Source organism: Kordia aestuariivivens (assembly GCF_014397005.1).
GTDB lineage: Bacteria > Bacteroidota > Bacteroidia > Flavobacteriales > Flavobacteriaceae > Kordia > Kordia aestuariivivens.
Window position 1 is genome coordinate 444,225 of record NZ_JACGWS010000002.1, and the last position, 15,416, is coordinate 459,640.

Below are 15,416 nucleotides of genomic sequence, written 5' to 3' on the forward strand. Positions count from 1 at the left end.
ACGATGGCTTTAAAAAAAATAGGCTTCTTATGTGTTGGTCTAAAAGGATGGATTAGTTTAGAAAGAACAAAAAGCTTTTACATAGAAAGTTTAGAAAACACGTACGAAATAATTTTAATTCATAGTGAAAAAGAATTCTTTGAAAAACTAGATAGTTTTGATATCGTTCTTAACTTTTTCGGAAATCTTGTTTGGGAACACAAACACAAAATCAAAACGCCTGTTATATTTTGCTTGCATGGCGGCGCTGTTTTAAACTATAAATTCTTGGTTAATAATGCTGAAAAGGTAAGTGCTCACGATGCTTTCATTGTCAATTGTACAAGTGATATAGCAATCTTAAAAGAAGTATTTGTAACGCCTCCAAACATTCATTTGCTAAAGTTGCCAATCAGTAAAGATATAGAACTCAACTATGCTAAAAATGATTGTAAATCTGTATTCAATATCAATGAGGATACACTATTACTAGGATATGTAGCTCGAATTTTGCCTCAAAAAAATCTGCATCATGCAATTCACATGCTAAACAAAGTGAAAAATGAAATCACAACAGCTGTAAAATTGATTGTAATTGGAGACTATTGGGTAGATTATCCAATTCTAAATTGGCAAAAAACAGAAAACGAATATCACACGTATATAAATGAGCTCATAGCTTCCTATCAACTAAGCGAAAACATCATTCAATTTCAATCAAATCTTAGCAATGATGAATTAACCTTGTGTTATGGAGCTTTAGATTTTTTAATACATCCCACAAATTCGCTAGATGAAAACTTTGGGTATGCACCTATTGAAGCTATGAAATGTGGTACGCCGGTGATTGGAACTGCGTATGGAGGTCTAAAAGATTCAATTGTACATGAAAAAACTGGTTTCTTATTAGATACGTGGAGTTCAGCATCGGGAATACGGTCAGATTATTTTAGTGGATTAAACTTTATAAAAAAACTCCATGGTAATTCAGCTTTAAAACAAGAAGTAACTAACAATTGTTTAGAAAGAGCAGAAGCACACTATTCATTCAAAAGCTGTGCTCAGAATTTAGTTGAAATAGTCAATAGTTCCACGAATAGTAAACTATCTACAATTAGTATGACAGGGAATTTGGATTTCTTAACCTATACGGAAAATGTGTATTTACCAAAAGTAAAACCTTCATGGAATTACTATAAAAAAGTAGCGCAGATATATTGCAATACGTCCATTGAAAACATAGAATTTTCAAGCACACTTTTTTTGAGAACTTTCAGTAAATTCACTATTTTAGAACAGCAAATCATATTTGAAGATCCAACGTGGCCTGCAAAAATTCCGTTCAATACACAAACTGAAGAAATCCTAAAAGCTTGCGAAACCACCACAAATTATAACCAATTAAAAGAGAAGCTATCGTTTGAATTAGATCATACGATGTTATTAAACTTAATTTCAATCGGAGCTTTAGTATTCTCTCAACACAAAACACCATGAATGTAAGTATCATCATCCCTTGGAGCAACCGACCTGACTTGGCAGATAGTTTAGAACAGAATTATGCTAAATTCAATTTTGATCATATAGAAATCATTATTGTCAATTTTGGCGGGAATAGTGATGAGCTTACTGAGATTGTAACTACATCAGCACTCAATAATATTAAAATAATACATATCGAAAGTGATGTGTTCAACAAATCAAAAGCATTAAACATTGGCGCATATCATGCTAAAAATGAAACACTATTTATATTAGATTGCGATATTGTAATCAATGATTCAATCGATGAAATTACAGCTGGTTTAAAAGATGAGAATTCATTTTTAACGCTACTAAAAACAACAGAAAGTAACAGAAGTAGCAAGAAAAGAATCCAAGGCGAAATAAAAGAACTTGCCTACTATATTGGTTTTAAAGACCAAAAAGGAAAGGAAGTTTTAGTGGAAACAAACCGAATGTTTCTCTCTGAAAATGCACGTAGTTGTCCTGGCTTAGTCATTCTATCAAAATCTAATTTTGTAAAAATAGCTGGTATGAATGCTGATTTAGTCGGTTGGGGCTGGGAAGACATTGATTTGGTATATAGATTAGAATTTCATGGTATAAAAAGAGTGAAAAAAGGGAATTGTATTCACCTAAGTCATTCCGATAACAAACGATATCTAATAAAAGAAGACAAAGCGACCAATGAAGATTTAAACTTTAAAAAAGCATTGGCTAATTATTTAATTGGCGACTTTTTAGGAACGTACGAAGAAGATATTGAAGCATTGTGATTTGAAACCATAATGGATAACAAATCAAGCTAGATTTCTTTTCTTCAACAAGAAAATTACACAAAAAAAAAGGTATATTTACTATTGATATACTCAAAAAAACTAATTAACGTGAGTTCGATATAAAATTTAAAAGCCATTTTCTTCTTTTCCGCAGTATAGCAGGAATTTTTCGTTAAGAATTTTTGAAGCCTTGGAGAAAATTTAGAAAAATTCATGCGGTTTTAGTTTTTCAATAAGAGAAAAACTAAAAATACCTCTGGAAAAGCGCATTTTCTTTTGTTTCTTTTCTTTGTGCGAGCAAAGAAAATGAAAATAATCAATTGAAAATCAAAATACTTATTCCTGAACTTTCAAGAAGTATTCAAGTTTTTATTTTATAGATATTATATTGAACTCAGGTTAATTAGAACACTATACTATAATCCATAGACAAAATAAAATGAAAACCGTACCAATAGATTCTTGCGAACCAAAACTGAAAGAGCAATTTGAAAAAGTCTTCAAAATGCGTATTCCTAATGAAGATGCAATTTATCAAAGTAACGATGAAATTGAGCGTGAATACTTCAAAACAGGTAATAATATATTTTATGTAAAATATAAAATAAATTATATGTTAGGAGATGAACAACATCTCACGGATCAAATTATTACATTCTTTCACAAAAATGGAGAATTGGCATATTGCTTATTTTATGACAGTCTTTACGTAGAAGAATATCATAAATTTGATCGAGACGGCGATAAGACCATTGAAGCAATTAAAAGATAGCATACATTAAATTGAAAGCATTGTTGCGTATAACATGCTTTCTTTTAGTTTTTAAAGTAGGGTTTTTACAAAAAGTTAAGTAAAAATCTCAATATAAAAACTTGACAAATAATTATGCTTACTATGCTATAAATACCAAGTGCAATTACACATTGCTGAAAATTATATACAAACAGATGAAAGAAGAATTTGCAATCATACTTACCGAAATTTTAGAAAAAACGATTACTCCAGAAGATATTCAGGAAGATACCGACTTTATTTCCCATTTAGGATTAACATCACTCAATACAATATACCTTGTCTTAGAAATTGAAAGTGTTTTTGGAGTTGAAATTGATTTTGAAGAGATTGATGTAAAAACATTCTTTACATACACATCAATAAAAGAATACATTGAGCGCAGGCAATCGTAAAAATGATCATAAACAAAGAAGTAAACTATTGCCATTAAAAGGGAAGCGCTAGGTTTTCTAACTCCATATACGAACTTATTAGATAAGCACTAAATATCATGCAACCAAAAAGCACCAAACCATATACAGTAGAATCATTACAGCGATTTAAAGAAAAAATTGATTTCACTCGAAAATGCTATACGGAACGATTAAAAGATCCTACGTTTGCGACAGAAGTTCCACGTGAAATTGGGTTAAAGCTAACCAATAGATGTGATTTGCGTTGCACACATTGCTTTCAATGGAATGATGAAGGTTTTCATAGACAATTAGACAAAAACGAAGTAAAAGTTCAAGGAGATTTAGATATTGACATTGTAAAAAGACTATTTGAAGAAACACGTCATACAAAATCACATTTCTACATTTGGGGCGGCGAACCAATGATTTATACGTATTGGAATGAGTTGGTAGAATTATTAGCAAACGATCCTAGAGATACCGTAGTTTGCACGAATGGGCTCTCTATCAAACGAAAAATAGATTCACTACTAAAAATATCTGAGAGATTGACCACTTTAGTCAGTGTAGAAGGACTAGAGCCACAGCATGATAAACTAAGAGGAAAAGGGACTTTTAAAAAGATCATGGACAATGTTGATTATTTGATCGATTTGCAAAAACAAGGCATTTACAAAGGGCATATCTCTATTGCTGCAGTATTTAGTGAAGATGTAATTCCGCATTTATACGAATGCTGTGAATACTTTGAAGAAAAAGGAATTGATACCTTATACTTTAACTTCCCGTGGTATATTCCAGAAGATGAAGCACAAGCGATGACCGATTACTATGATGAAAACTATTCATGGCTTGAAAAATCGCGCATAAAAAGAAAAACATGGGAATCATTTGATTTTCATATAGATATGAGTAAGTTGAATGATTTGCTTGCTCAAATTAATAGAATCTTAGACAAAACTTGGAATATAAGAATTCGTTTTCAACCAAATTTAGAATTGCATGAAATCAAAGGATATCTTGAAGGTAAATCCAAAGCACCTTCATGCAAATCTACATGTTTAGGGATTTCAAACCGTATGGATGTTATGCCATCAGGAAGTGTAGTTTCTTGCAAGAAATTTACGGAATTTAAAATGGGGAATCTTCATGCAAATTCTATGAAAGAAGTATGGCATGGAGAAACGTTCAATAAATTCAGAGAAACACATAACAACGAATTGATGCCTATTTGTTCAAAATGTGAAATATTATTCTCTAATGGAATGTAAATCTGAGTATGTATGATCTTACATAAAAAAAATTGACGACTAGATAGTTACAGAAAAATTAGCTATATTTGAGTTAATAAATTCTATAATTATGAAAAATAAAAAGATTAAAAAAACTTTAAACCTAAAGAAAACTAAGGTTTTAAAGTTTTACCAAACGGAAACACTTCTTGGTGGATTGGCTAACAGTGGATGTACATGCCCTACTGAAGAAGAACCTGTTAAACCTGCACCAGCACCTAGATAACCTTTAGGTTAAGAATTCAGTACAATTTAGAAAAATAAAAATGCTACACTATACACATGATGTATAGTGTAGCATTTTTGTTTTTTAAGAACCTACGAGCGAAAGAAACGTATTTCTGGTATCTAACTTATTGTCTTTATAAATTTATAAAAAACAACCTTTTTTCTAAGCTTAACTTCTTCTATTATCAGAAAGAGCTATTGGTAATCTTTCATCACCATAGCAGTTAGTTCTTTCATAATTATAGCATTATGAACGAATACTATTGCAAAACCAAAGCTACTAATTACAGCAATCTGAATCAATGATACCGATCAGATAAATCAGCTAAACTTTACGTAAAAAATTATCAGAAACGATCAAAATATTTTCAGCTGTATCGGGGTAAAAAAAAATGCAGTAACATGATCTACATCATGGTGTAATAGACTGATTTTTACTTCCTTTATATTAAAAGAAATATGATCTTTAGTATACTCATCATAGTATTTCTTCTAGTGTTAATTTATTTGATATGGGTTCCTATTACTCTATGTATTAATACGATTACAAGTCAATATTATATACACTTTAAGGGATTGGCAAAAGTAAGTGTAGAGGCAGACCAAGTTGAAGTACTAAAAATAAAATTGAAGATCCTTTTTTTTAGTTTTCATTTCTATCCTTTGAGAAAAAATAAAAATTCTAAAAAGAAGGAATCAACAGAAAAAGAGAAACTAAAGAAGAAGAAAACTAGCTTTAGATTATCAACAATTTTACGAGTATTAAAATCATTCAAAGTTAAAAAGTTTCTTCTGAACATAGATACTGGTGACTGTATTTGTAATTCAAAATTATATCCAGTTTTTGCCCTTTTGAATTATACAGTTGGTGGTTTTAAAATCAATTATGACGGAAGAAACGAAATGTTCATTTGCATGCAGAATAGACCATTTCGAATTATCAAAGCAATTATTAATCGTTAAAAAACTAAAATTATGGATTTACATTTTGAAGAACTATTAGGAAAAATAATGGACTTTATTAAGGCTGAAGCAAAAACAGAAACTATTGTCGGTCAGCAATTTGAGTTAGGAGAATTTAAGTGTGTACCTGTTATAAAAGTAGGTATGGGATTTGGCTCTGGAGGAGGTGAAGGCACGCAACCAAAAGGAGTTAAAGGTGAAGGTATGGGAGCTGGAGCTGGAGTGGGCATTGAGCCTATTGGTTTCTTAGTTAGTAGAGGAGAGAATATATCTTTTTTAGCTGCTGGAAAAACGAGTGGATTAGCTGCCGTATTTGAAAAAGTACCTGACCTTATTGAAAAGATTGCGATTGCTAGAAATAGGGAAACAGAAAAAGCATAGAAAAAAGAGAAAGCCCATAAGCTTCTGTTTATGGGCTTTTATTTGAATGAACTGTCTCGTCCTTTAGGGTTTTCATTCTCAATCCTTCTTCATAGCGTTTTTCATTTTTATATAAATATCTCATCTGCGGGAGTAAGGCAATGATGATAATTAAAATTGCATAAAACATATAAAATGTATGTAACCAATACACGCCTCCTTGAAGAAATATCAATTGAATATGTATCCAGCCAATGAGTATAAAAGCAATATAAATGCTATATGTCCATGACCAGTGCATATCTTTAAAAATATTGATTTGCTCGGCTATTTTAGATTCAGGTTTTTTAAGCAAAGCAATTATCAGCAATAGCGGAATAACTCCAAGTACTGAAAATAAAATAATTCCAGGTATCAGAAAATTATCAAAAGGCATATTTTTAAATTCAGATAAAGGTATTCCAATTAACTCCCCTGTTGGAGAAGTTATCAATACCAAACCTCCACCAATTGCTCCTATTGCTAGGAATCCTAATAAAATCACAAAGACATTTCGTATTATTTTTGTTTTCATAATCTTTTCTTTTTACACCTCACGTGATTAAATGGTTTGTAACGATTAACGTATGTTTCTATTCAGGATTTGTCGCTACTTCAATATTCGATTTCAAAACCCAAACTTTGAGCAGATTCAATAATCATTTTCATATCATTTACTCCTATATGAGCATTGTAAATTTTTCGTTCGTTATTCAATTGTTTTATGGTTTCATATAACTCTTGATAATCTGCCTTTGCAACTTTTTCTGCTGTGTCATATCCAGATTCTAATAGTACATACGCGAATGTGTGATTTACCCATCTTATTCTAGAAAGGTCTGTGAGTTTGGTAAGTTTCATTATCTCGTTATCACTAATCCCTGCTTTTCTTGAAAGTTGACTCCTTATTTCATCAGTTAGAATTTCATCATATAATTTTAATGTGTTTTTGATTCCTGTTTTTTCAAGTTTAAGAACAATATCTTCACTAATACATGTAAAATCCTTTATTCTATTGGGTTTTGGTCGATATCCTTTTACAACTCTTTTCAGAACTGCTAAGTAATTCTCTGGCAAACCACTTTGTTTTGAAAATTCTTGAATTTTACTTTTGTCCTTTAGTGTTATGAGTAATTCATCAAGGTTATTAATTTGATGTGCTTTTAGAATGTTCAGATTTTTATCAATATCATTTTCTAAAATTTTCCAACTTGGAATAAATGTTTTAGTTTTTAGAATGTCTTTGTAGGCATCAATACTTATGCTTTTTAAATCAATATAATATCCCATTTTGTCTATTCTTTAGTTTCATTTTGGTATTACTCCTTAATCAACTCTTTTCGATATAAAATTTTGTTATTTGGAATATCATATATTTCCATAACAGGAGTGTCTTCTTGGTATCCATTTAGTTTTGCATATTTATTTAGCGCAGGATACACTTTCATAATGCTGAAAAATATGGATATTTTCCCTTTATATGGAAATTCTGTTATCATGTATTCCTTTTCAGGAAATGTTCTAATGGTATATTTATTTTCCAGCATTGGAAGTTTATCAATATCCTTTTCTTCAAGTATACAGCCTGCTTCAGAGCGTAATTTGCTCTTTTCAACTTTCTGAGGATTATCATAATATATACCAAAACCTTTAAAAGTTTCAATATTATCTTCATTCAACAGCGCATAATAAATCTTATCCATAATGACACCACTTTGTTTGTAATCTCCTTGTATTTCTTCATAAATTATGACGTCTCCACCAGCTTTAGCAACTGAAACATCAATCTTCTTAAATCCGCCATAATAGGCATAAAACGCAACCAGAGCAATTACTAAGATTGCTAATACGATTAAAATAATTTTTATAGTTTTCATCTTTTAAATTTTTATACATTGTTGTGTTATAAACCTTATTTCTCTTGTAAAAAATCGAGAATCTTTTTATTTACGATCGCTGCTTGCGAATGCGTTATATCATGGCTGGCATCAGGAATAATTATTGTTTTTATTTGAGGTGCTACATCATTAAGACGGCGCACGACTTTATTCGGAGAATACAACACTTCTTTCTCCCCAATAAGGTACAATACAGGAATTTTCAGTTTTTGCAGATCATTATCCGTTAAAACAGTCGGATTGACATATTTTCTTTTTTTAAAACATTTCCCAGCCAACACTATCTCCTCAATCATTTGATCCGCAATAGCTTTGCTTACTTCTCCTTGTTTTATTAAACATTTTCTTTCCCAATACACTAGTTTTTTTGTAATAAAATAAATTGGAAAAAAATGAACTATTATTGCAGGAATCAAGTACCCTATTCTTGGTTGCATTACGGTTGCAGATGGAGCGATAAGTATAATTTTATGAAGTCTTTCGGGATGTGCAAGCGCATAAATACTTGTTTGCCATCCGCCGTATGAAAACCCTAACAGATTAATATCATTTTTCAGATTTAGTGAGTCAAATAATTCATTTAACCAGTTCACAAAATCTCGTGGTTCTTTTAAAGGGCGTGAATATATACTACGACCATTATCATAAATGTGGTCTAATGCGTATGTTTTATAATATTCTGAAAACGCCTTTATCTGAGGCATCCAAGACAGTGAATTTTCAGTATCTCCAGGCAAAAGAATTAAAGGTGGTTTATCTTCTGAACCACTTATCCTGACAAAGGTTTGACCATAAGAAGTTTCAATATATTTATTTTTTGATGGAACAGGCCACAATTTAGCACGTTCATCGTAAAAAGTAAGATATTCTTCTTTTGCTTTTTTCGACTTAAAAGGGTGATAAGATGCATTCATTTTTAGCGCTTTGTTAAGAATAAACTTTATGAACTGTTATGGTTTGTTATTATTCGTTAATAGCTGTTTTCGGAAGGTTCTTTTTTTAAGAAAATGACTCACGATAAACAGAACTCCTACAATAACGAATGGAATAGTGATAGACAGGATGATCCCGAGGCTAATCCAAATGGAGTCGTTCATTTTATAATTATGCGCAAAAACAAATGGACTCAATCCAAGACCAATAATGATAAAAATGATACCGCCAATATATTCCCATTTCCATGCAACGATAAGAAAGGCAATTAAAATAAATGATGGAATGAGGTGAATGATGAAAGCACCAAGTTGTTGCCAGATTGTTAGCTCAGGTGAAAAAGCATCTGCCGCGAATAAACTAATAAAAAGAATAGCGAGCATACAGATAATCCGTGGTAACCAATGAAATACTTTGATAGATTTTTTCATTTTATTTCAGTATTAAATTTATTTATATAATTTATAACGTTGTTTCTTTATTATAGATCACAGGCATTTGTCCTTTTCATTTGTACCAACTACTAATGTTATCATAGATTTTTTAAGGATCTGCTTTAACATGCTCCGAAACACTTCCAGATTCATTAATTCCTTTAAATAAAAGCCAAATTCCAATTATTAATTCAAAAAGAATGCTCGGTCCCCAACCAATGAGTTGAATTATCAACAGAGTAGTGTAACCAGGTGAAAGAATAAATAAGAGATCATAAATAAAGACAAGTGCAAATGAAATAACTCCAAAAGCAGCCAATGCGCTTGGAACATATTTAGATTTGAATAATAAATATAAAAATATCACCAAACTCAGTCCATGAAGTATTCCCGGAATTGCAGTTATAGAAAGATGCATATTGAGAAAAAATCCGATAATTGATTGCAGCTGTTCTGGTTCAAATAATGTTAATGTAACTTGTTCTTTTAGAATGAGTAACCCAATAAAATGTCCGAGTGTGATAATTATCCAAATAGTGGCTTCTGTTAATTTTAGATAAAGGGCTAATAACGCGAGATTTTTATTTACTGATTTAAGCATTGAGTATAGCGCTATGGCTAATCCTATAACAATGAAAGCTGTGATTAGTTCATTAATGATGTTTACCCGGAATAGCAACTCATTTGTTATGATATTATTGGCTGTGGCTAAAACATTCTCTGGAATAATAAATTTTTGAAGTACAAACATCCAATTTATTAAAGGCACAACAAGCGTAAGTAAAAACATGATGCCCATGATTTTTGCAATTTTATGTTGCTTTTTATCGATAATAATAATATTCATTTTGTTTGTGTTCATTCGTTCCAAATTCCATATTTAAACAATTGAAACCATTTCTGATTAAGAATAGGGGATAATAGTATCGCGATAAATACAACTGAAATAGCATCTACAAGTATGAGAATTCCTGCCAATGAAATTTGATTTGATTGATCCGAAAAAGCCTCAAGCAAATTCGTGGCTTCAAAAATGGGTTCAGTAATCCAAATACTCAGTGAAGAAGTAACCGTGGCTGTTATAAATAATAGTCCGACAATTTTAGCTATACGCTTATTTGAATCCATAAAATCTATTTTTTAAGGTAGCTTCTTTCTTTTCGCGATAAGCCATATACTTAGTGAAAGTTCCGCAAGCCCCATAATCATCATGATACTCGTTTCGATCGTTTTTGACAGATTTATATCTATAAAAAAAACAATGTATGTAAACGATGCAAACATTAACAATACACCAAGGCTTTTCGGGATATATCCTGACTTGAAAACCGAATAACCAAGTACCAAAATATGGGAGGCAAAAAATATATATCCAACAAGTTTTATAGATGCATAATCATAAACATCGATAACTTGAAAAACCAGCGCAAATAACCCAATTATCAGAGAAAAAGCATATAGCAGCCTGAGCCCTCCAGTTACCGAAGCAAGGTATTTATTGGCTGGCTTAAGAACTACATAAAGTGCTAGACCAATAATAGAATCAAGCATAAGTACGAGCAGATAACCAATAACTGCAAAACCAAAGAGCTTTTTATTAGCTTCAATATCAATGGCTAAAGCAGCAGTATCTCCAGGAATAACAAAATTTGCTAAAAGAAAATCATCAACTAAGGTTACTATAAAAACCGAGGCGATAAATGCAATCCCTACAACCATTGCTGCTTTTCTTGACGATATATTAGAGAGAATTTTTTTCATATTAATTCCTTGTGTTTGAATCGAAGATTTTAGGTTGTCAATTCTCTTATTTTCAGAATGTTATTACAATCGTCTTTTAAAAATATAACGTGTAATGAATATCCCTTGCTCATCGGTTTCACCTGCATCACTTTCTACAGCACTTGTTACGAATATTAAATCCCAACCTTCAGCCAACATTGCTGTTAATTTTGAGGATATGACGGCATCATTGGCAGCAATATTTTGAAAACGGATCCCGCCTATATTATAGAAGTTCAATAGTTTTGTTTCTTCAAAATCCTTAACACGGATATCTTTTCGTTTTGATTTATTTCGTTTGTTATCTTCTTCCGTTTGTTCTGATGAGAATTCCTTATAATCACGAATTGCATTGGTAGAAATAAGTCGTGAACGACCTAAGCCAAGCGGCACTATCGATTCTACACTAGTAATTACTTTAACTTCAAACGTTGGTTTTTTATTATTCGATTCGTTTTGCGCCGTTGTAAAGAATGTGGTTGCAAGAGCTATTAAGCCAGCTAAAATCATTTTTTTCATAATTATTGATTTATATATTAGATACTATTTTCATTTTTACACGAATAAATTATACTAGTGACGTCAAAATCTAAAACCAAAATTTAGACTAGCTTCAATTTTGTAATTACGTTTTCCCCTTTCAATTTCGGCAAAGGAATCGGGGAAATTCGTATTAACAGGCCAATACCTAAATGAATAAGCAGGTTCCACATACAAGCGTTTCTTAAAGAATTCAACGCGGTAGCCCACAATAAGTTGGAGGTATAACTGATACCCATTTTGAATTTTTTTGCCTTCTGTATTTTCGAATTTCTGAAGAAAGTTGGTTGCAGATACCGTTGTGAATAATTTCTTCCAATGGAAACGTTGATATCCAAATCCAATACCGAAGGCTTTTACTTGACCTGGATAGAATTGGTCTGCAGAGCCGTATTCTCCCAAAGGCTCATCATAGGTCCAAGTGAGCAACTCTGCTATAATATTGTCTTTTTCTGTAAACTGGTAGCCATAACTTAACTTATAAAAATGATCGGGATCATCAAAGAGATTACTAAGAACCCATAGCGAGCTTCCTATGGTATGTGGTCGATCAATTTTTTGCTTTTCGGTTTGAGTATTTTCAGAATCTGTTAAGGCAACTTCTTGACTAAAAGCCATTGTTGTAAACATGGCAATTACTATTATTATTAAGTATTTTTTTTTCATGATATATTTGGATTAATACATCGAAGTTATCATCTATAGCATATTGAAACAATGACTTGTGTCATTTGAAAAGCATTAGTGATTCTAGTGCTATGATCTCTTACTTAGCACATGAAAATTATTTATTTTAACAATATCCTTAAGTTGACACCTCACTTAATTGGAATTCCTCAATCAACTTTAGAATGGGTTCAATGCTAGATTTATCAACATAGTCAAAGCCTTCACGCTCTTCTTTGCTAGCTTTGCGATTGGGGTTTAGTAATGCCCCAATTTTCATAATCTGTCTAAGCACCCAACTAAGTTTCGCTGGATTCATTCTGCCGCGAAGTGCAACATGATTCATTTTTGACAACAAACTTTCTGGCAGAGATGCAGCAACCCATTGATTAAGTTTGGATCCCGCTCCAGCACCAGAAACAGAAAACAAAATCTTCGATCTGCCTTCGAGGTCCGCCAAATTCGCTTTTACCCATTTTCGAATGGTTAGCCGATAAAAAATCAGTGCGCTACCTAATATTAAAAAATCGTACTTAGATGGATCTGCTTTAGCATCATTCACATCAAAAACTGGAAAGCCAGTGGCTTCACCAATCCAATTGGCGTATTGTGCCGTGCTGCCATGCTTAGTTGAGAAAAAAATGGCTCCTTTCATAATACATCATATTTATAATTAATTTGACTTGATAAAATTTTTCAGAAATCTTTAATCAAAAGGCTAAAAATATTATTAGACATTAATCCCGAACAAATACCCAATATATGCAGTTGTTCCCATAGCCACTGTACCCCAAAATGCTATTCTTAATATTGCCTTTTTAATACTAGAACCGCCCGCTTTTGCAGCTATGGTTCCCAGAACTATAAGAAATATCAAAGCCAATAGGTATTGCAAGATTACCATTTGAGATAAGGGCAAAAATGAAATAGCGAGTACAGGTAGGATTCCGCCAAATACAAAAGCAAGTCCCGAAGCTAAAGCAGCTTGCAACGGCTTTGCGGCACTAATCTCATTGATCCCTAGCTCATCTCTAGCGTGTGCTTCTAAAGCGTTGTGATTTGTGAGTTGCTTTGCTACTTCTATTGATAATACTTTATCTAAACCTCTGGACTCATAAATTTTAGCAAGCTCAACTAACTCTTCTTCGGGAGTTTCTTTAAGTTCTTTGATTTCACGATTAAGATCTGCTTCTTCCAAATCTGCCTGTGAACTTACAGATACATATTCACCCGCTGCCATAGATAAAGCGCCGGCAACCAGACTGGCAACTCCAGCAAGGATTATGGGTTCTTTTGTTACCGAAGCTGCTGCCACTCCAATAACAATACTTGCGGTAGATAAGATACCATCATTAGCTCCTAAAATGGCAGCTCTAAGCCAACCACTTCTCATTACATAGTGCTTTTCGTTCCTCATAAGTGAAATTCTATAATATGACTAAAGTATGTATTTCAACTAAAAACTAAAATGATCAATATCAGTTACTCCAACAATCATTGGTTTACTGATGTGGGGCATTTTATAACTCTTTTCTAGGAAGTGCGTTGACCTTAAGAGTGCTAAAGAATCGAGATATGTCAGAATTCGCAGAATAAGTTAAGACGCTGTTTTCTAAAATAAAAAAGATACTATTTCAAGTGAAGTAGTATCTTTTTTTGAGTACGTTTTCGCGAAAGCGTGCTCACAGTAATTAAAAGTGCTAGACTATGATTTTGATGCGATACAAAACCATAATGAATTATATCATTGTTGCGTGTTCGTTATCATTCTAGCTTGAATTTTGGGAATGTACAATGACACATAACTATGGAGAAATACTATTTAGACTTCTTTCCCTTTTAGCATTTTATTCCAATATAGATAGGGTAGAATATATTTTTTAAGAACCCAAAGTCTCCAATGTTCTTTTGATGAATCCTTGATTAAGAGTCGTTTTAATTTTGGATCTGGTGTGAATTTTTTTGTATAATCAAATTCTGCAAGCACCATTTTTCCATATCCTGTAATAAACGGGCAAGAAGAATATCCATCATATTTCTTTGAACTTAATTTTTGGAGTTCAATCAGATTTATAATATTATTGACAACTACTGGCGCCTGTTTTCGTATGGCTGCTCCCGTTTTTGATGTAGGAACATTAGAAACATCTCCCAATCCAAATATGTTCTGATATTTTTTGTGTTGTAAAGTATATGGATCAACATCTACCCATCCAGCTTCATCAACTAAAGAAGAATTTTTTATAAAGTCTGGAGACGTATTAGGAGGTACTAAATGCAACATATCATAGGCAATCCCTACTAGGTTTTTTTCCTTCATAAGATCTAAAGTTATAGGGTTACGCTCCGTACTCTCAGGGCTTACCGTAAACCAAGCTATTTTTTTAGCACTGTCTATTTTTTTAAGTTCATAGCTGAACTTGATATTTATCCCTTTTCGATCTATTACCTTATAAAGTGTTTCAGCAATTTCTGGAACTGGAAAAATACCATCTCCTGAGGTAGCAAATATAACTTTGGTTTTATTCTTGACACCCGATCTTTTAAAATGGTCATCTGCCAAATACATTATTTTTTGTGGTGCTCCGCCACATTTATAGGGCTTTGGAGGTTGCGTGAATAATGCAACGCCTCCTTTAAAATTTTTAATAACCTTCCAAGTATGATTTGGGTTTGTATAGTTACTACAAACAACTCCTTTGTCAATAGCATCTGTGAGTCCTTCCACTTTAGAAGGATCAAGTTTCAAGCCAGGAGCTACAATTAGATATTCATACGATATTACACCATTTTTAGCGGTAGCTACTGTATTGGTATCTGGGTCAAAAG

21 protein-coding genes are annotated in these 15,416 nt (G+C 32.2%); 8 read left to right on the top strand and 13 right to left on the bottom strand.

Annotation, left to right across the window (positions count from 1 at the left end):
* Positions 1–3: 3 nt before the first annotated feature.
* The 8 genes from H2O64_RS05370 to H2O64_RS05405 all read left to right on the top strand — a co-directional run bounded on the left by H2O64_RS05370 (position 4) and on the right by H2O64_RS05405 (position 6,316).
* Positions 4–1,476 (top strand): glycosyltransferase family 4 protein, encoded by a 1,473-nt coding sequence (locus H2O64_RS05370; protein WP_187561130.1) that lies wholly within the window; start codon positions 4–6, stop codon positions 1,474–1,476.
* Positions 1,473–2,258, top strand: a complete 786-nt coding sequence (locus tag H2O64_RS05375; protein WP_187561131.1) for a glycosyltransferase — start codon at positions 1,473–1,475, stop codon at positions 2,256–2,258. Before H2O64_RS05370 ends, H2O64_RS05375 begins: the two co-directional genes overlap by 4 nt.
* Before the next feature lie 442 nt (positions 2,259–2,700).
* A complete protein-coding gene (locus H2O64_RS05380; RefSeq protein WP_187561132.1) occupies positions 2,701–3,033 on the top strand; it encodes a hypothetical protein in 333 nt (110 codons plus the stop codon).
* 176 nt (positions 3,034–3,209) lie between these two features.
* Entirely contained in the window at positions 3,210–3,449 is a 240-nt protein-coding gene (locus H2O64_RS05385; RefSeq protein ID WP_187561133.1) for an acyl carrier protein, read from the top strand.
* A gap of 98 nt (positions 3,450–3,547) precedes the next feature.
* On the top strand, positions 3,548–4,723 hold the full coding sequence (locus H2O64_RS05390) for a radical SAM/SPASM domain-containing protein (protein WP_187561134.1): 1,176 nt from the start codon (positions 3,548–3,550) through the stop codon (positions 4,721–4,723).
* A 91-nt stretch (positions 4,724–4,814) separates the two neighbouring features.
* The gene (locus tag H2O64_RS05395) at positions 4,815–4,970 is read left to right on the top strand and encodes a hypothetical protein (RefSeq protein ID WP_187561135.1); all 156 of its coding nucleotides are present in this window, start codon (positions 4,815–4,817) and stop codon (positions 4,968–4,970) included.
* A gap of 578 nt (positions 4,971–5,548) precedes the next feature.
* Positions 5,549–5,935 carry a hypothetical protein gene (locus H2O64_RS05400; RefSeq protein ID WP_187561136.1) on the top strand — a complete coding sequence of 129 codons (387 nt, stop codon included), beginning with the start codon at positions 5,549–5,551 and terminating at the stop codon, positions 5,933–5,935.
* A 12-nt stretch (positions 5,936–5,947) separates the two neighbouring features.
* Positions 5,948–6,316: a GerW family sporulation protein gene (locus H2O64_RS05405; RefSeq protein ID WP_187561137.1), complete on the top strand. Its 369-nt coding sequence runs from the start codon at positions 5,948–5,950 to the stop codon at positions 6,314–6,316.
* Between the two features lie 28 nt (positions 6,317–6,344).
* On the opposite strand, the gene H2O64_RS05410 is transcribed toward H2O64_RS05405, so the two are convergent.
* From H2O64_RS05410 to H2O64_RS05470, 13 genes are all read right to left on the bottom strand, one after another.
* On the bottom strand, positions 6,345–6,869 hold the full coding sequence (locus tag H2O64_RS05410; RefSeq protein ID WP_187561138.1) for a hypothetical protein: 525 nt from the start codon (positions 6,867–6,869) through the stop codon (positions 6,345–6,347).
* 80 nt (positions 6,870–6,949) lie between these two features.
* Positions 6,950–7,624: a DUF4332 domain-containing protein gene (locus H2O64_RS05415; RefSeq protein ID WP_187561139.1), complete on the bottom strand. Its 675-nt coding sequence runs from the start codon at positions 7,622–7,624 to the stop codon at positions 6,950–6,952.
* Positions 7,625–7,653: 29 nt separating this feature from the next.
* Positions 7,654–8,211 carry a GyrI-like domain-containing protein gene (locus tag H2O64_RS05420; RefSeq protein ID WP_187561140.1) on the bottom strand — a complete coding sequence of 186 codons (558 nt, stop codon included), beginning with the start codon at positions 8,209–8,211 and terminating at the stop codon, positions 7,654–7,656.
* Between the two features lie 35 nt (positions 8,212–8,246).
* Positions 8,247–9,146 carry an alpha/beta fold hydrolase gene (locus H2O64_RS05425; protein WP_187561141.1) on the bottom strand — a complete coding sequence of 300 codons (900 nt, stop codon included), beginning with the start codon at positions 9,144–9,146 and terminating at the stop codon, positions 8,247–8,249.
* A 36-nt stretch (positions 9,147–9,182) separates the two neighbouring features.
* Positions 9,183–9,596 carry a DUF7670 domain-containing protein gene (locus tag H2O64_RS05430; protein ID WP_187561142.1) on the bottom strand — a complete coding sequence of 138 codons (414 nt, stop codon included), beginning with the start codon at positions 9,594–9,596 and terminating at the stop codon, positions 9,183–9,185.
* Positions 9,597–9,708: 112 nt separating this feature from the next.
* Positions 9,709–10,446 carry a DUF4386 domain-containing protein gene (locus H2O64_RS05435; protein ID WP_187561143.1) on the bottom strand — a complete coding sequence of 246 codons (738 nt, stop codon included), beginning with the start codon at positions 10,444–10,446 and terminating at the stop codon, positions 9,709–9,711.
* An 11-nt stretch (positions 10,447–10,457) separates the two neighbouring features.
* A complete protein-coding gene (locus tag H2O64_RS05440) occupies positions 10,458–10,727 on the bottom strand; it encodes a DUF4386 family protein (RefSeq protein ID WP_187561144.1) in 270 nt (89 codons plus the stop codon).
* Positions 10,728–10,739: 12 nt separating this feature from the next.
* Positions 10,740–11,360, bottom strand: a complete 621-nt coding sequence (locus H2O64_RS05445; protein WP_187561145.1) for a DUF4386 domain-containing protein — start codon at positions 11,358–11,360, stop codon at positions 10,740–10,742.
* Between the two features lie 63 nt (positions 11,361–11,423).
* A complete protein-coding gene (locus tag H2O64_RS05450; RefSeq protein ID WP_187561146.1) occupies positions 11,424–11,900 on the bottom strand; it encodes a hypothetical protein in 477 nt (158 codons plus the stop codon).
* A 63-nt stretch (positions 11,901–11,963) separates the two neighbouring features.
* Positions 11,964–12,587 carry a hypothetical protein gene (locus H2O64_RS05455; protein WP_187561147.1) on the bottom strand — a complete coding sequence of 208 codons (624 nt, stop codon included), beginning with the start codon at positions 12,585–12,587 and terminating at the stop codon, positions 11,964–11,966.
* A gap of 139 nt (positions 12,588–12,726) precedes the next feature.
* Positions 12,727–13,242: a flavodoxin domain-containing protein gene (locus H2O64_RS05460; RefSeq protein WP_187561148.1), complete on the bottom strand. Its 516-nt coding sequence runs from the start codon at positions 13,240–13,242 to the stop codon at positions 12,727–12,729.
* Positions 13,243–13,317: 75 nt separating this feature from the next.
* Positions 13,318–13,980 carry a VIT1/CCC1 transporter family protein gene (locus H2O64_RS05465; RefSeq protein WP_235982773.1) on the bottom strand — a complete coding sequence of 221 codons (663 nt, stop codon included), beginning with the start codon at positions 13,978–13,980 and terminating at the stop codon, positions 13,318–13,320.
* A 429-nt stretch (positions 13,981–14,409) separates the two neighbouring features.
* Positions 14,410–15,416 (bottom strand): NAD(P)/FAD-dependent oxidoreductase (locus H2O64_RS05470; RefSeq protein ID WP_235982774.1); only part of this gene is annotated, 1,007 nt, incomplete at its 5' end.

Coding starts and splice junctions, on each gene's coding strand:
- H2O64_RS05370 (WP_187561130.1), top strand. CDS start 4: ATGGCTTTAAAAAAAATAGGCTTCTTATGTGTTGGTCTAAAAGGATGG.
- H2O64_RS05375 (WP_187561131.1), top strand. CDS start 1,473: ATGAATGTAAGTATCATCATCCCTTGGAGCAACCGACCTGACTTGGCA.
- H2O64_RS05380 (WP_187561132.1), top strand. CDS start 2,701: ATGAAAACCGTACCAATAGATTCTTGCGAACCAAAACTGAAAGAGCAA.
- H2O64_RS05385 (WP_187561133.1), top strand. CDS start 3,210: ATGAAAGAAGAATTTGCAATCATACTTACCGAAATTTTAGAAAAAACG.
- H2O64_RS05390 (WP_187561134.1), top strand. CDS start 3,548: ATGCAACCAAAAAGCACCAAACCATATACAGTAGAATCATTACAGCGA.
- H2O64_RS05395 (WP_187561135.1), top strand. CDS start 4,815: ATGAAAAATAAAAAGATTAAAAAAACTTTAAACCTAAAGAAAACTAAG.
- H2O64_RS05405 (WP_187561137.1), top strand. CDS start 5,948: ATGGATTTACATTTTGAAGAACTATTAGGAAAAATAATGGACTTTATT.
- H2O64_RS05410 (WP_187561138.1), bottom strand. CDS start 6,869: ATGAAAACAAAAATAATACGAAATGTCTTTGTGATTTTATTAGGATTC.
- H2O64_RS05415 (WP_187561139.1), bottom strand. CDS start 7,624: ATGGGATATTATATTGATTTAAAAAGCATAAGTATTGATGCCTACAAA.
- H2O64_RS05420 (WP_187561140.1), bottom strand. CDS start 8,211: ATGAAAACTATAAAAATTATTTTAATCGTATTAGCAATCTTAGTAATT.
- H2O64_RS05425 (WP_187561141.1), bottom strand. CDS start 9,146: ATGAATGCATCTTATCACCCTTTTAAGTCGAAAAAAGCAAAAGAAGAA.
- H2O64_RS05430 (WP_187561142.1), bottom strand. CDS start 9,596: ATGAAAAAATCTATCAAAGTATTTCATTGGTTACCACGGATTATCTGT.
- H2O64_RS05435 (WP_187561143.1), bottom strand. CDS start 10,446: ATGAATATTATTATTATCGATAAAAAGCAACATAAAATTGCAAAAATC.
- H2O64_RS05440 (WP_187561144.1), bottom strand. CDS start 10,727: ATGGATTCAAATAAGCGTATAGCTAAAATTGTCGGACTATTATTTATA.
- H2O64_RS05445 (WP_187561145.1), bottom strand. CDS start 11,360: ATGAAAAAAATTCTCTCTAATATATCGTCAAGAAAAGCAGCAATGGTT.
- H2O64_RS05450 (WP_187561146.1), bottom strand. CDS start 11,900: ATGAAAAAAATGATTTTAGCTGGCTTAATAGCTCTTGCAACCACATTC.
- H2O64_RS05455 (WP_187561147.1), bottom strand. CDS start 12,587: ATGAAAAAAAAATACTTAATAATAATAGTAATTGCCATGTTTACAACA.
- H2O64_RS05460 (WP_187561148.1), bottom strand. CDS start 13,242: ATGAAAGGAGCCATTTTTTTCTCAACTAAGCATGGCAGCACGGCACAA.
- H2O64_RS05465 (WP_235982773.1), bottom strand. CDS start 13,980: ATGAGAAGTGGTTGGCTTAGAGCTGCCATTTTAGGAGCTAATGATGGT.